At 64.3% G+C, this 14,054-nt stretch carries 14 protein-coding genes; 12 read left to right on the top strand and 2 right to left on the bottom strand.

The features are described from left to right. Window positions 1-10: 10 nt before the first annotated feature. Window positions 11-853: a 2-phosphosulfolactate phosphatase gene (locus V6657_RS09810; protein WP_048932172.1), complete on the bottom strand. Its 843-nt coding sequence runs from the start codon at window positions 851-853 to the stop codon at window positions 11-13. A 176-nt stretch (window positions 854-1,029) separates the two neighbouring features. Between V6657_RS09810 and V6657_RS09805 the strand changes: the two genes are divergently transcribed. The 9 genes from V6657_RS09805 (at window position 1,030) to V6657_RS09765 (ending at window position 9,108) form a co-directional block, all read left to right on the top strand. After that, window positions 1,030-3,582: a heavy metal translocating P-type ATPase gene (locus V6657_RS09805; RefSeq protein ID WP_048932173.1), complete on the top strand. Its 2,553-nt coding sequence runs from the start codon at window positions 1,030-1,032 to the stop codon at window positions 3,580-3,582. 8 nt (window positions 3,583-3,590) lie between these two features. Next, a complete protein-coding gene (ccoS, locus tag V6657_RS09800; RefSeq protein ID WP_048932174.1) occupies window positions 3,591-3,770 on the top strand; it encodes a cbb3-type cytochrome oxidase assembly protein CcoS in 180 nt (59 codons plus the stop codon). Window positions 3,771-3,865: 95 nt separating this feature from the next. Then, window positions 3,866-5,323, top strand: coding sequence for a cytochrome-c oxidase, cbb3-type subunit I (gene ccoN / locus V6657_RS09795; RefSeq protein ID WP_048932175.1), 1,458 nt, complete (start codon window positions 3,866-3,868; stop codon window positions 5,321-5,323). 10 nt (window positions 5,324-5,333) lie between these two features. Then, entirely contained in the window at window positions 5,334-6,020 is a 687-nt protein-coding gene (gene ccoO / locus V6657_RS09790) for a cytochrome-c oxidase, cbb3-type subunit II (protein WP_048932176.1), read from the top strand. A 3-nt stretch (window positions 6,021-6,023) separates the two neighbouring features. Further along, on the top strand, window positions 6,024-6,206 hold the full coding sequence (locus V6657_RS09785) for a cytochrome oxidase (protein ID WP_048932177.1): 183 nt from the start codon (window positions 6,024-6,026) through the stop codon (window positions 6,204-6,206). Between the two features lie 12 nt (window positions 6,207-6,218). After that, on the top strand, window positions 6,219-7,142 hold the full coding sequence (gene ccoP, locus V6657_RS09780; RefSeq protein WP_048932178.1) for a cytochrome-c oxidase, cbb3-type subunit III: 924 nt from the start codon (window positions 6,219-6,221) through the stop codon (window positions 7,140-7,142). After that, complete coding sequence (gene ccoG, locus V6657_RS09775) at window positions 7,139-8,602, top strand: cytochrome c oxidase accessory protein CcoG (protein ID WP_048932179.1); 1,464 nt, start codon at window positions 7,139-7,141, stop codon at window positions 8,600-8,602. Before ccoP ends, ccoG begins: the two co-directional genes overlap by 4 nt. 27 nt (window positions 8,603-8,629) lie before the next feature. Further along, window positions 8,630-8,857 carry a FixH family protein gene (locus V6657_RS09770; protein WP_021194247.1) on the top strand — a complete coding sequence of 76 codons (228 nt, stop codon included), beginning with the start codon at window positions 8,630-8,632 and terminating at the stop codon, window positions 8,855-8,857. After that, a complete protein-coding gene (locus tag V6657_RS09765) occupies window positions 8,854-9,108 on the top strand; it encodes a hypothetical protein (RefSeq protein WP_021194248.1) in 255 nt (84 codons plus the stop codon). Before V6657_RS09770 ends, V6657_RS09765 begins: the two co-directional genes overlap by 4 nt. A 29-nt stretch (window positions 9,109-9,137) precedes the next feature. Here V6657_RS09765 and fnr read toward each other — a convergent pair whose 3' ends face one another. Next, window positions 9,138-9,866 (bottom strand): fumarate/nitrate reduction transcriptional regulator Fnr, encoded by a 729-nt coding sequence (gene fnr / locus V6657_RS09760; protein WP_082170115.1) that lies wholly within the window; start codon window positions 9,864-9,866, stop codon window positions 9,138-9,140. Window positions 9,867-10,044: 178 nt separating this feature from the next. On the opposite strand from fnr, the gene V6657_RS09755 reads away from it, so the two are divergent. The 3 genes from V6657_RS09755 to V6657_RS09745 all read left to right on the top strand — a co-directional run bounded on the left by V6657_RS09755 (window position 10,045) and on the right by V6657_RS09745 (window position 14,019). Next, the gene (locus V6657_RS09755) at window positions 10,045-10,788 is read left to right on the top strand and encodes a sulfite exporter TauE/SafE family protein (protein ID WP_048932181.1); all 744 of its coding nucleotides are present in this window, start codon (window positions 10,045-10,047) and stop codon (window positions 10,786-10,788) included. A gap of 483 nt (window positions 10,789-11,271) precedes the next feature. Continuing rightward, window positions 11,272-12,114 carry an SMC-Scp complex subunit ScpB gene (scpB, locus tag V6657_RS09750; RefSeq protein ID WP_048932360.1) on the top strand — a complete coding sequence of 281 codons (843 nt, stop codon included), beginning with the start codon at window positions 11,272-11,274 and terminating at the stop codon, window positions 12,112-12,114. A gap of 102 nt (window positions 12,115-12,216) precedes the next feature. Beyond that, window positions 12,217-14,019 (top strand): pseudouridine synthase, encoded by a 1,803-nt coding sequence (locus tag V6657_RS09745; protein WP_048932182.1) that lies wholly within the window; start codon window positions 12,217-12,219, stop codon window positions 14,017-14,019. Window positions 14,020-14,054: the final 35 nt, after the last annotated feature.

Genomic DNA, 14,054 nt, shown 5'->3' with positions numbered 1-14,054 from the left:
GCCGTTCTGATTAATGCGAGAGCGGCGGATTGCGGTGCGAAGACGGGGCGTGCGACGGGCGCAGGTTCGCTGCCCCCAGGAAATCCTGCGCCAGGCTCTCGTTCTTGCGGTTGACGTTGCGGAACGCGCCTTCCACCAGCATCGGGGCGATATTGCTCACGTCCGTTTGCGAGGCGATGGCCACGTCTTCGGCAAAACCGCGTTCGCACAGTTCGCGGCCCGACACCGAATCCAGCATCCACGCTTTCATCATCCCGGTCTGGGAGGCCTCCCGATAGATCGCCCGGGCGGCGAGTGCTTCGGGCGACAGCGCTTGCGGCAGAAAGCCCGCGACCGTCTCTGACAGGTGATGCACGATGGCGCCGGCGGCCAGCCAATCCTCCAGGGCTGGGCGCAGACTGCCGTCGGCCCAGCGCTCGCCCGACGCCACCACGGCCACGCGGCGGCCCAGTCGCGTCGCGGCTTCCGCCACAGCACGCGCGTTGCGCAGGCAACCGGCAAACGTCGGCGTTGAGCCGGTCGCCAGAGCCAGCGTTGCGCCGTTGGGCGAGGGCAGGACCAGGCTGCTGCCTACCGGCAGCTCCTTCAACGAGGCAGGCGACAGCGAATAGCCAGGCTGACTGCGATTGGTGCACGCCAGCATGGCGCCGGCACGGCGGGCGAAGACTTCCGCACTGCCGTCGCGCCATGGGTACGGGTAGATGCGCGCGCCGCGCCCCACCGCAATGTCCACGCAGGTGCAGAACGACAGTACGTCGACCACGATGACCACGTCGCAATGCGGTGCCAGCGCGGATGCGCCGTGCTCGCCCCATTCGCAGTGGATGTTGTACAGGCTGAATTCGGTTGCCATAGGAGGCCCTCCTAGTTGCCTGGTCCAGCTAACACTATAGGACGCAGAATTTTTTGCGACAGGGCAGCCTGACAGCGAGTGGCTTGCACGGCGCTTAACGGCGTCTTTTCCAACCGTGACGGCTCTTGACGCACGTCAAGGGGGAGTCGGCGGCGTGTGGCTAGCATGGCCACATAATGACGACGACCTACGCCCCCGCGCTTTCCACCGCAGACCGCGGTGCGGCCCCGCCACATGTGGCGAGTGAGGCAGCGTCGTCACAAGCCCTCTGCTACCACTGCGGCTCGGCGCTTGATGCAGCGACGGCGCTGCACGGCAACATTGCCGACCAATCCCACACGTTTTGCTGCGCCGGTTGCCAAGCCATCGCGCAGACGCTGCATGCCTCCGGCATGGGCCACGTCTATGACGGCCCGATCGCCTTCGCCCGGCCCATGGATGGCGACAAGCGCGCCGAAGCCGAAGCCGTGTGGGCGACGTACGACCTGCCCGTCATGCGCGAGCGATTTGTGCGCGCCCGTGTGGATGGCACAGAGGAGGTCTCGCTGGCAATCACCGGCATGCGCTGTGCCGCATGTGTCTGGCTGATCGAACGTGCACTCTCGCGCGTGGCCGGCATTCGAGAAGCGACTGTCAACTACGCCACCGAGCGCGCTCGCCTCGTCTGCGAGCCGGGTGCCGTGCGCCTGTCTGCCGTGTTTGCCGCAATTGCGGATGTGGGCTACGAGGCCTGGCCCGACCAACCTTCGGCGCGCCGCACAGCCGAGGCGCGCGAGCGCCGCAGCCTACTGATCCGGCTTGGTATTGCCATGCTCGGGATGATGCAGGTGATGATGTACGCGTGGCCGGTGTACTTGCACGGCAACGACATCCCCGTCGACCAGACTCGCCTGATGCAGTGGGCAAGCCTGCTGCTGACCGTGCCGGTGGTGCTGATCTCTGCTGCCCCGATCTTCCGCAGCGCATGGCGTCAGATACGGTACGCGCATGTCGGCATGGATGTGCCGGTGGGGCTGGGCATTGGCGCGGCATTCGTCGCCAGCGTGTTCGCTACCGTGCGCGGCCATGGCGAGACGTACTTCGATTCCGTGACGATGTTCGTCGCTTTCCTGCTGGCAGCGCGGTATCTGGAACTGCGTGCACGGCAGAGTGCCGCATCCGGCGCAGAAGCCCTGGTGCGCCAGCTGCCGGCCACTTGCCGCCGTATTGATGCCGCATCCGGCACGGTGCAGACCATTCCCGTTGCCACGCTGTGTGTGGGTGATTGCGTGGAAGTGCGCGCGGGCGAAGTGCTCCCTGCTGACGGCACCATCGAGCGCGGCACCACCGAAATCGATGAATCGCTGCTCTCCGGTGAGAGCGTGCCGCGCCAGCGTGACGTCGGTGCGGCCGTGCTTGCCGGCAGCTATAACGTGGCCAGCGCGATCCGCGTGCGCGTGAGCCGTGTCGGCACGCAGACGCGTCTGGCGGCCATCGTCGAACTGCTCGATCGTGCGCTGACCGACAAGCCTCGCATGGCTGAGCTTGCCGATCACGTCGCCGGTCGCTTTGTGGCGGTGCTGCTTGGTTGGGCGGTGCTGACGGCGATTGCGTGGTGGTGGATCGATCCGAGCCGCATGTTTGCCGTCACGGTCGCGGTGCTGGTAGTGAGCTGCCCGTGTGCGCTGTCACTCGCCACGCCGTCTGCACTGGCGGCGGCCAGCGGCGCTTTGGCAAGGCGCGGCGTGCTGGTCACGCGCGGTCACGCCATCGAAAGCCTGGCCGCGGTCACAGACGTGCTGCTCGACAAGACCGGCACGCTCACAGAAGGTCGTCTACGGCTGTTGAGCATCGAAACCTTTGCCGACGCGGACGCCGAAACCTGCCTGGCGATGGCCTGTGCGATGGAGCAATCGGAGAACCATCCGATCGCGCAGTCGCTGCGTGCTGCCACGCCCGATGCGTTGACATTGCCCGCCGTGGAGCACGCCGCCAACGTGCCAGGGCAGGGGGTGCATGCGGTGGTTGGTGGTCAGTCGCTGCGCTTAGGCACGCAGTTGTTCGCCGCAGCGCAGTACGCGGATCAACCAGTCAAGGCCGTCCGCTACGGCTACGAAGCGCCGATGGAAGAAGTACCGCCCGCTGCGGCATGCACCGTGGTCTGGCTTGGTCGCGACGAACAGCCCCTCGCGCGCTTCACTCTGGCCGATACGCCGCGTGCCGATGCACCTGCCTGCCTGGAGGCACTGCGCGAGCAAGGCTTGTGTTTGCACCTGGTGTCCGGTGACGCGCCGGAGACCGTGCGCTGGTGGGCCAACCGGCTGGGGATCGATTACGCAGTCGGCGGCGCCAGCCCCGAAGACAAGCGCGCCTATGTGCAGAAGCTGCAGGCGCGCAGGGCCCGTGTACTGGCCGTGGGCGATGGCATCAACGATGCGCCCTTGCTAGCGCAGGCGCAGATCTCCATCGCTATCGGCACCGGTGCGCCGCTTGCACAGGCGGGCGCCGACGCGATTCTCACCGAGCCGCGCCTGTCCGCCATCAGCGAGGCCGTATCCATTGGCCGCCGCACGTTGCGTGTGGTGCGCCAGAACCTCGGTTGGGCCTTTGCTTACAACGCGATCAGCATCCCACTCGCCACGCTGGGGTGGTTGTCGCCTTTGGCGGCGGGCATCGGCATGTCGGTGTCGTCGTTGCTGGTGGCACTTAACGCGTGGCGCTTATCACGTGCCCCGCAGCGCGTGGTCTAGGAGGCTGCATGGAAACGCTGTTCCTGCTGGTCCCGCTGTCGCTGATGCTGGTGATGGCGATCGTCGGTGTGCTGTGGTGGGCCGTCGGCTCGGGCCAGTACGACGATCTGAAGACACCGGCCGAGTCGATCCTGCTCGACCCGGACACGCCTGTGCGCAACACAAGGCCACGAGACGGCGCCGCTTAACCACATTGGCCGGGGTGCCTTGATGCACATCAAGACCCCAAGGTCGCCCGATTCTTAACATGACCGCATCAAACCAACACACTCGGGGAGCAAGCATGGAATCGTCCAGCGCGTTGCAGCACACCCAGACCTTCAACTACCGCGTTGTCCGCCAGTTCTCGATCATGACGATCGTCTGGGGCATCGTCGGTATGGCGGTCGGTGCGCTGATCGCGGCCCAGTTGATCTGGCCGCAACTGAATTTTGGGGTGCCCTGGCTGACGTACGGCCGGCTGCGTCCGTTGCATACCAACGCGGTCATCTTTGCGTTTGGCGGCAGCGCGCTGTTTGCCACGTCGTACTACATCGTGCAGCGCACCTGCCAGGTGCGCCTGTTCTCTGACACGCTGGCCGCGTTTACGTTCTGGGGCTGGCAGGCGGTGATCTTGGCCGCGGCCATCACGCTGCCGCTGGGCTACACGAGCTCGAAGGAATATGCCGAGCTGGAATGGCCGATCGACATCCTCATCACAGTGGTGTGGGTGGTCTACGCGGTCGTGTTCTTCGGCACCATCATCAAGCGCAAAACCAAGCACATCTACGTGGCCAACTGGTTCTTTGGCGCGTACATCATCACCATTGCGCTGCTGCACATCGTCAACAACGCGGAGCTGCCGGTGACGATGTGGAAGTCGTATTCGGCTTACGCCGGCGTGCAGGATGCGATGGTGCAGTGGTGGTACGGCCATAACGCGGTGGGCTTCTTCCTGACCACCAGCTTCCTGGGGATGATGTACTACTTCGTGCCCAAGCAAGCGGAGCGTCCGATCTATTCGTACCGCCTGTCGATCGTCCACTTCTGGGCGCTGAACTTCACCTACATGTGGGCGGGCCCGCACCACCTGCAGTACACCGCGCTGCCGGACTGGGCACAGTCGCTGGGCATGGTGTTCTCGCTGATCCTGCTGGCGCCGTCGTGGGGCGGCATGATCAACGGGATCATGACCCTGTCGGGTGCCTGGCACAAACTGCGCACCGATCCGATCCTGAAGTTCCTGGTGGTGGCGCTGTCGTTCTACGGCATGGCGACGTTCGAAGGCTCGATGATGTCCATCAAGACCGTCAACGCGCTGTCGCACTACACCGACTGGACCATCGGCCACGTGCACTCCGGCGCGCTGGGCTGGGTGGCGATGATCACCATCGGCTCGATGTACTACATGATCCCGCGCCTGTTCGGGCAGCAGAAGATGTACAGCACGCGCCTGATCGAGGTGCACTTCTGGATCGCCACCGTTGGCGTGGTGCTCTATATCGCCGCCATGTGGGTGGCCGGCGTGATGCAGGGCCTGATGTGGCGTGCCACCGAGGCTGACGGCACGCTCACCTACAGCTTTGTCGAAGCGGTGAAGGCGACGTACCCGTTCTACATCATCCGTTTGCTGGGTGGCCTGTGCTTCCTGAGCGGGATGCTGCTGATGGCATTCAACGTGTTCAAGACCATTCAGGGCAGCAAGGCGGTGGATGCGCCGATCCCTCAACCGGCCCAGGCCCCGCTGGTCGCGGCACAGTGAGGAGACGAACATGAGCAACCAACAAAAGAGCTTCTTCTCGCACGAGACGCTGGAAAAGAACATCGGCTTGCTGATTGTGGTGACATTGGTCGTCGTCAGCATCGCCGGGTTGGTACAGATTCTGCCGCTGTTCTTCCAGCACTCCACCACCGAGCCGGTCAAGGGCATCGCACCCTATTCGCCGCTGCGGCTGGCCGGGCGCGACATCTACATCCGCGAAGGCTGCGTCGGCTGCCACTCGCAGCAAGTGCGTACGCTGCGCGCTGAGACCGAGCGCTATGGCCACTACTCGCTGGCTGGCGAATCGGTATTCGATCACCCGTTCCTGTGGGGTTCCAAGCGTACGGGGCCGGACCTGGCGCGTGTGGGTCAGCGCTATTCGGACGACTGGCACCGCATCCACCTGCGTGATCCGCGTGAGGTGGTGCCGGAATCGAACATGCCGGCCTATGCATGGCTCGCGAAGACGCCGCTCGACAGCAGCGACATCGAGAAGAAGATGCACGTGCTGCGCCAGCTCGGCGTGCCCTATACGGACGCACAAATTGCCGGTGCACGCGAGCAGCTTGCCGGCAAGACCGAGGAAGACGCCGTGGTGGCCTTTCTGCAAGGCCTGGGCGTAGAGCTGCGCAACGTGCGCGAGATGGCCGGCACCCCTGCTGATGAGTCGGCTGCCACCGTTGCCGCAAAGGAGTGAGTCATGGCCATGCTGAGTGCAATTGCCACCGCCGTCTTCCTGGTGCTGTTCGTGGGGATCAGCTGGTGGGCGTTCTCGACGCATCGTGCTGCCGCCAATGCGGAATCGGCCATGCTGCCGTTCCTGTTGCCCGATGAAGCCGAGGTCGCCGGTGCACGCGCAGACGCGTCGCGCCCACATCAATAAGGACACAAGATCATGAGCGACTTCATTTCTGAGTTCTGGGGGTACTACATCTCGGCGATTGCCCTGGTGGGTATCGCCTGGTGCATTTGGCTGCTGTTCTCGCAACGCAAGATCACGATCGCGCCCGGACAGCAAGCCGGCGACGACACTGGCCACGTGTGGGACGGTGATCTGCGCGAGCTGAACAATCCGTTGCCGCGCTGGTGGATGTGGATGTTCCTGCTGTCGTGCATCTTCGCCTTGTCATACCTGGTCCTGTATCCCGGGCTGGGTGCGTATGGTGGTGTGCTGGGTTTCTCCACGCGCGGCGAGCTGGCTTCGCAGCGCGCTGCAGCTGATGCCAAGGTGCGCCCGCTCTATGAGCGCTACGCCGGTATGGACATCAAGCAGATCGCCGCCGACCCCCAGGCACACGAGATCGGCCAGCGCCTGTTCCTGAACAACTGCGCGCAATGTCACGGCTCGGATGCGGGCGGCTCCAAGGGCTTCCCGAACCTGACCGACAGCGACTGGCTGTATGGCGGTGATCCGGAGACGATCCTCACCACCATCACCAAGGGCCGCCACGGCGTCATGCCGTCGCTGGCTGCAGTGGTGGATGCCAACCAAGCCGCCAACGTGGCCAACTACGTGCGTTCCCTGTCGGGCCTGGCCTATGACCCGATCAAAGCCGCACGTGGCGAGCCGACCTTCAAGTCGGTCTGCGCGGCATGCCATATGGCGACCGGCAAGGGCAACCAGGCGCTTGGCGCCCCCAACCTGACCGACCGCGTGTGGCTGTACGGCAGCTCCGAGGCAACCATCGTCGAGACCATCCTCAAGGGCCGCGATAACACGATGCCGGCGCACGAGAACCTGCTGTCGCCGGAGAAGATCCGCATGCTTGCGGCCTACGTGTGGGGGCTCTCGAACAACAACACGAGCGCCCAGCAATGAGCGAGCACGAACCCGGCTGGCGCCCCATGACACCTGCCGTTGCAACGGCAGGCTCGGACGACACGCCCACCGAGCAGGCGCTCTACGAAGTCCGGCGCAAGATCTATCCGCGCTCCGTGACGGGGGCGTTCGCAAGCTGGCGCGTGTGGATGGTGCTGGCCACGCAAGCCATCTTCTACGGTTTGCCGTGGTTTGAATGGAATGGGCGCCAGGCGGTGTTGTTCGACCTGGGGGCACGCAAGTTCTACCTGTTCGGACTGGTGTTGTGGCCGCAGGACGTGATCTACCTGACGGTGCTGCTGGTGCTGTCGGCGCTGGGGCTGTTCCTGTTCACGGCAGTGGCGGGGCGGCTCTTCTGCGGATACGCCTGCCCGCAGACGGTCTACACCGAAATCTTCATGTGGATCGAGCGGCATATCGAAGGCGACCGCTTTGCTCGCATCCGCCTTGACGGTGAGCGCTGGAGCCTGCGCAAGCTGCGCCTCAAGGCGGCCAAGCATTCGGCCTGGGTGATGATCGCGTTGTGGACGGGCTTCACCTTCGTCGGCTTCTTCACGCCGATCCGTGAACTCGGCATGGAGACATGGACGCTGTCGCTCGGGCCGTGGCAGACCTTCTGGATGCTGTTCTACGCGTTCGCCACCTGGGGCAACGCCGGCTTCCTGCGTGAGCAGGTGTGCCTCTACATGTGCCCGTACGCTCGCTTCCAGAGCGTGATGGTCGACCCAGACACCTACGTCGTCACCTACGACACGCAGCGCGGCGAGCCGCGCGGCAGCCGCTCGCGCAGTGCAGACTTCGCGGCGCAGGGGCTCGGTTCGTGCGTGGATTGCAGCATCTGCGTGCAGGTGTGCCCGACCGGCATCGACATCCGTCAGGGCTTGCAGTACGAGTGCATCGGCTGCGGCGCCTGCATTGACGCCTGCGATCAGGTGATGGACAAGATGCGCTACCCGCGCGGCCTGATCCGTTACACCTCCGAGCGCGCGATGCACGACCGGCTCACCCCGAAAGAGGCGCGGCGCCATCTGCTGCGTCCGCGCGTGCTGATCTATGCCAGCATCATGCTGGTGCTCATCACGGGCTTCATCGTTGCGTTGACGATGCGCCAGCCGCTCAAGGTGGACGTGATTCGCGATCGTGGTGCGCTGGCGCGCGAGGTGGACGGCGGCAAGATCGAGAACGTCTATCGCCTGCAGTTGATGAATGCCTCCGAGCAACCTGTGCGCGTGACCATCACGGCGGAAGGACTGCCGCAGCTGGAAGTGCAGGGCGGACGCGGTGAATCGACCACGCTTGAGTTGGCACCGGCAGCCAACCGCCTGTTGCCGATCCGCGTGCGCCGTCCCGCAGACGACGTGGGAGCCGGATCGCACAAGATCCGTTTTGTAATCCAGGCAGACAGCGGTAGCGAAAGCCTCGTGCTGCGCGAGCCGTCGAGTTTCATCGTGCCGCGCTGATGCGGTTTTTTAGAACAGGAGACACAGATGCAGGCAATGCAATCTTCCGCTCCGGCCCGGCCATGGTGGCGCGAGCCCTGGCCGTGGCTGCTGATGGCCGGCCCCTTCGTCGCCATGATCGGATGCGGTGTCACCATCTGGTTAGCCGTGTCGCATCCGGATCCCGTCATTCATGACAACGTCGTGCGGCGCGGCTTGGTCGTCGAGAAGCCCGTCTCCGTGCCGGCCCATGCCGCCCACGGGGAGGTCCAATGAAACGCCGCCTGCTGATGTGGATTCTCTGGCCTGCGTTTCTATGCGCGGCGCTGGCCGAGCTGGTCGTGTTTGCGGTGGTGGACCCGGCGGATCTGCGCTTCTTCGGAGAACAGATTGCCGTGTCGGCCGAGGCGGTCTACACGGTGTCGTTCTTTGTGTTCTGGTTGCTGTGCGGACTGTCGAGCGCACTCACGCTGTACGTGTCGCCGGGCATCGGCAAGCTGGAGGCGCACGAGCATCCGCTCGTGTGAGCGGATGTCGTCTTGGAAGGTGGGCGGGTTTAGCTGGCCTGGCCGCTCATCACCTGGCGCAGGCCTGCCATGTCGATGAGCTTGACGTGGCGCTGGCGGATCTGGATCAGGCCGGCCTCAGCAAAACGCGAGAACAGGCGGCTCACGGTTTCGAGCTTCAGGCCCAGATAGCTGCCCAGTTCTTCACGGCTCATGCGCAGCACGAACTCGGTCGACGAATACCCGCGCTGAGCTGAGCGTTTGGACAGGTTGAGCAGGAAAGCGGCAAGGCGTTCTTCAGCGCGCATCGAGCCGAGCGTCAGCAGCATGTGGTGATCCTGCGAGATCTCCTTGCTCATGATGCGCAAGAACTGGTGCTGCAGAGAGGGCAGCCGGCGCGAGAGCTGTTGCAGTTGGTCGTAACGCACCACGCAGACTTCGGTGTCTTCCAGCGCGGTGGCATCCGACACGTGGCACATGTCGCCAATGCCGTCGAGCCCGACGATCTCGCCGGGCAAATGGAAGCCGGTGATCTGGTGGCGCCCGTCTTCCAGCGTGAGATGTGTCTTGAGCGTGCCGAAGCGGATGCCGTACACGGCTTCGAGCGGCTCACCGAGGGCGTAGAGCGTCTGGCCTTTCTTGATGCGGATGCGCTCGGCAACCAACTCATCCATCTTGCGCACGTCTTCCGAATTCATGCCCACCGGCAGACAGATCTGGCCGAGTACGCAAGTGGAACAACGGGAAGCTTGGTCGGTGAGTGCGATTCGTGTGAGCACAGGGGGCGAGTGAATTTCGAGTAAGTGAAATGAGAAATTCTTGTGATGCAACCGCGGCCTATTATAGCGGCCGCCATGCTGATATCGGATTGTTCCGATAACGTGAATTGCGCGAAATGCACGGAATTCCCGTCAGCAAAACACTAACTTTGGTCCATATCAAAAGAGCGTCAAAAAGATGAATGTTGCCGCGCTCGTAAGCGTTTTTTTGATCGCATTGCTCGGCGGTGTGCATTGCTTGGCAATGTGCAGCGGCATCGCGTTGGCGGCTGAACGCGGGCAGGTGCCGGTGCGCATCGTTTCGCGTCGCAGGCTGGCATTCGAGCAGACGGTCATGCATGCCGGGCGCATCAGTATGTACGCGGTGTTGGGGGCCATCATGGGTGCGCTCGGTGCCACGGTTTGGCGCCAGCAGTGGCTGCCGATTCAACGCGGATTGTTTGCATTCGCCAGCGCTTTGCTGCTCGCCTATGGCCTGCTGCTGGTTGTGCGGACCACGGGTGATGCATGGCGCAATCCTTGGCTGGAACGCGTGCTGGGTTACTTTGCCGGCGTCCTGTCGAAAATGGGGGCGCGACTGGGTGAAAATCTGCGCCACAGCCCACCATTGGTGCGGCGCTATGTCACGGGTTTGGCATGGGGGCTGGTACCGTGCGGCATGATTTACGGGGCGCTGGCCGTTGCGTTGTTGGCGGGCAACGCGGCATCGGGGGCGGTTGTGATGCTGGCGTTTGGTCTGGGTACCTTGCCAAATCTGCTGATGATGTCCGGATTGGCAGGCTGGATGCGGGGGCTGTCTCGCCAAAAGTGGGCGCGTGGCGCGGCGGGTGCCGCCATTGCCGCCTTTGGCGTGTGGGGGCTGGTCTGCGCTGCGTGGCTGCCGGAGATGCTCAACGCACACGGTTTCTGCCTGGTGCTGTAGCCGTTTGAATCGCCCGCAGATCGCCATCTGGCCTGGGGCGGCGCACTAAGGCATCTTCCCGGTTGCGGCACCGCAGGAAATTGCCCTACAATCAAACACAATTCGACTCGCCCACCGCGCAGATCAACAATCCCAAGCGACGCCATCCAGCGCAAAAGCCGCAGAAATGCCGCCCTGGACAGTCGATTCGGGCAGGGTGCCAGTCTTCGTTGGCAGCCGTCCGGTGCAGTATCCGTCCCCATGGCGGCGGAAGAAATTGCCCTTGTGGTGCCTGACCGGCACCGGATCAACTCGCTCCTCCGGCCCTTTTTGCGGGCACAGCCACTGCGTTTCGGTGCAAGGCCGCAAGTCCATGCGGTTATCGCGCGCCGGGCCCGGGCGGGCAACAGCATTCAGACATGCCGCGTGCGTCGCGGCGGGACGACAAACCTCAAGCGTGACGGCCAGCTGCCGGACGCGAGCAATGACGAGCCGCTCAACCGAATGAATACCCAAGAGGCGAAAATCGTCCTCGAGACCGCGCTGATCTGCGCGCAGGACCCTTTGCGAGTCAATGACTTACGCAAGCTGTTCGACGAAGATGTTTCTGCGGACACCATCCGCGTGCTGCTTGAAGAGCTGCGCCAGGACTGGCTCAACCGCGGTGTCGAACTGGTAGCGCTGGCTTCGGGCTGGCGCCTGCAGAGCCGCCCTGAGATGCGCGTGTATCTGGATCGCCTGCACCCGGAAAAACCGCCCAAGTACTCGCGCGCGGTGATGGAAACGCTGGCGATCATCTCGTATCGCCAGCCGGTCACGCGCGGCGATATTGAAGATATTCGCGGCGTCACGGTCAACACGCAGGTCATCAAGCAGATTGAGGATCGGGGCTGGATCGAGGTGATTGGTCATCGCGATGTGCCGGGCCGCCCGGCGCTGTATGCCACCACCAAGCAGTTTCTGGATGACCTCGGGCTGCGCTCGCTGGATGAGCTGCCGCCGCTCGAAGATGCCCGTGCCCAGGCGCAGGCAAGCCTGCTGGACCAGGGCGCAATCGAGTTCGAGGGCGGGGCGATCGTGGTGCAGGAATTGACTGCGCTGGTCAACGATGCACCGGCGGGCGAGGGCGCTCAGGCGCCTTCTGCCGACGCAACCGAACCGCTGGTAGCCGAAGCGGTTAAAGCGGATGCGCCTGTTGTGCACGCAGAAGTCAAGGCTGCCGCCGAGATCGAGGCGAGCGGATCGAGCGCACCCGAAGCTGAAACCGAAACCGTTGAGGCGGAATCGGAAGATCCAAACAAGACCGTGGCTGAGCCGTCAGCGGCTTCCACGAATGAACACTCGTAATGCCATGCCGGCCGCCGAATCGGTACCCCAAGCGGCGCATGGCCTGAACCACTTGAATTGAAAGACGTTGTGAGCACCCTGCCAGATTCCATGGATACACGTATGCCGGCTGATGCCGACGCTTCGGCACCCCGTCAAGAGGGCGCAGGCGATGGCGCTGAGTCGTCCGCGCCGCGCCGCAAGGGGCTGCGCAGGGGCTTGCGCAACTTGGTTGCTTCGCGCCGCCAGCAGCAGGATGGCCGCCCCGAGGGCGATGCGCCTGCAGGCGAGGTGGCTGCCGATGCCAGCCAACCTACCCAACCGCGCAAGAGTCGCGCTCCACGCGCCCGCAAGCCGAAGGAAGCCCCTGCCAGCGACGCGCCGGTGGTCGTGGAAGCTGCTGCACCCGTCGAAGGTGCGCCCGCAGAAGGTCGGGGCGACCGCGGCGAGCGACGTGGTCCGCGTGGCCGTTTCGGCAAGAACCGTCGCCGCGAGGGTGAGGGCCAGCCGGCCGGTGAGCGCGCCGAAAATGCCGGTGGCAAGAGCACTGATGCTGGCCGCGGCAAGGGTCAGGGCCGTAACGGCAAGCCGCAACAGGGCAAGGCGGGTGGTCAAGGCCAAGGCCGCGGCAAACAAGGCGGCAAGGGTGGCAAAGGTGCTGACGACGTCTTCCAGTACGTGATTTCCGGTGCGTACGACTCGGAAGCCGATGCTGGCGGCGCATCGCAGTCGAGCAAGGGGCGTGAACTGACCGCTGAGGATGATGCTCCCAAGCTGCACAAGATCCTGGCCGATGCGGGCCTGGGCTCGCGCCGCGACATGGAAGACCTGATTCTGCAGGGCCGTGTCTCGGTGAACGGCTTGCCGGCGCACATCGGTCAGCGCATTCTCGCCACAGATCAGGTGCGCGTGAACGGCAAGCTGATTCAGCGCAAGCTGCCCAACAAGCCGCCGCGCGTGCTGCTGTATCACAAGCCGGCTGGCGAAATCGTGAGCCAATCCGATCCGGACGGTCGTCCGACCGTGTTTGATGCGCTGCCGCGCATGAAGACCGGCAAATGGGTCGCTGTTGGCCGCCTGGACTTCAACACGGAGGGTCTGCTGATCTTCACAACGTCTGGCGACATCGCCAACCGCTTCATGCACCCGCGTTATGGCGTCGAGCGTGAGTACGCGGTGCGTACGCTGGGCGAACTGGCCGAAACTGACCGCCAGAAGCTGCTGCACGGCATCCAACTGCAAGACGGTGAAGCCAACTTCCTGCGCTGCGCCGATGGTGGTGGCGAGGGTGTCAACCACTGGTACCACGTCGCCCTGACCGAGGGCCGCAACCGCGAAGTGCGCCGCATGTTCGAGGCGGTCAATCTGACCGTGTCGCGTCTGATCCGCACGCGCTATGGCAGCTTTGTGCTGCCGCGCGGTCTCAAGCGCGGGCGTTGGCAGGAGGTGTCGGCGGAAGACGTGCGCACGCTGATGGGCACGCTGGGCATGAAGGTGCCGGCGGCAAGCTCAGGCGGTCAGCAGAATAATCGCCAGGGCAACCGCCGTCGCGAGGCGCCGGTGCTGATGGGGCCGATGTCGTCGGGCTTTACCGGCGAGGCGAATTTCCAGTCGCGCGGTATGGGCGTGGAGAACGGCAATCGTGCGGCGCCGGCGCCGCGTCGCCAATCCAATCCGCGCCAACCAGACCCGATGCAGACCTCGATGGGCTACATCAACGTTGGCGGCCCGACCACGTTGACGGCGCGCACCCGCATGGGCACCCGACCGGACGGTCGTGGCGGCGCTGGCGCAGGTGGCGGCATGCGTGACGGTAACCGCGCACCGGGCAACAAGCGCCCGGGCAAGGGTGGCGGCATGCCGAACGGCAACAAGGCTGGAAACAAGGCGCGCAGCGGCGGTGGTAACCGCGGCGGCAAGCGTTGAGTGTGGTGGCGCTGTGTGCGGTATCCGTCGCAGCG

The organism is Ralstonia sp. RRA (genome assembly GCF_037023145.1).
Classification (GTDB): domain Bacteria; phylum Pseudomonadota; class Gammaproteobacteria; order Burkholderiales; family Burkholderiaceae; genus Ralstonia.
Note: the sequence above shows the minus strand (reverse complement) of the source record. Positions and strands in the feature narration are given on the sequence as shown.

Excerpts from the sequence above, each read along its gene's own strand:
- V6657_RS09810 (WP_048932172.1), bottom strand. The coding sequence starts at position 853 with ATGGCAACCGAATTCAGCCTGTACAACATCCACTGCGAATGGGGCGAG.
- V6657_RS09805 (WP_048932173.1), top strand. The coding sequence starts at position 1,030 with ATGACGACGACCTACGCCCCCGCGCTTTCCACCGCAGACCGCGGTGCG.
- ccoS (WP_048932174.1), top strand. The coding sequence starts at position 3,591 with ATGGAAACGCTGTTCCTGCTGGTCCCGCTGTCGCTGATGCTGGTGATG.
- ccoN (WP_048932175.1), top strand. The coding sequence starts at position 3,866 with ATGGAATCGTCCAGCGCGTTGCAGCACACCCAGACCTTCAACTACCGC.
- ccoO (WP_048932176.1), top strand. The coding sequence starts at position 5,334 with ATGAGCAACCAACAAAAGAGCTTCTTCTCGCACGAGACGCTGGAAAAG.
- V6657_RS09785 (WP_048932177.1), top strand. The coding sequence starts at position 6,024 with ATGGCCATGCTGAGTGCAATTGCCACCGCCGTCTTCCTGGTGCTGTTC.
- ccoP (WP_048932178.1), top strand. The coding sequence starts at position 6,219 with ATGAGCGACTTCATTTCTGAGTTCTGGGGGTACTACATCTCGGCGATT.
- ccoG (WP_048932179.1), top strand. The coding sequence starts at position 7,139 with ATGAGCGAGCACGAACCCGGCTGGCGCCCCATGACACCTGCCGTTGCA.
- V6657_RS09770 (WP_021194247.1), top strand. The coding sequence starts at position 8,630 with ATGCAGGCAATGCAATCTTCCGCTCCGGCCCGGCCATGGTGGCGCGAG.
- V6657_RS09765 (WP_021194248.1), top strand. The coding sequence starts at position 8,854 with ATGAAACGCCGCCTGCTGATGTGGATTCTCTGGCCTGCGTTTCTATGC.
- V6657_RS09755 (WP_048932181.1), top strand. The coding sequence starts at position 10,045 with ATGAATGTTGCCGCGCTCGTAAGCGTTTTTTTGATCGCATTGCTCGGC.
- scpB (WP_048932360.1), top strand. The coding sequence starts at position 11,272 with ATGAATACCCAAGAGGCGAAAATCGTCCTCGAGACCGCGCTGATCTGC.
- V6657_RS09745 (WP_048932182.1), top strand. The coding sequence starts at position 12,217 with ATGCCGGCTGATGCCGACGCTTCGGCACCCCGTCAAGAGGGCGCAGGC.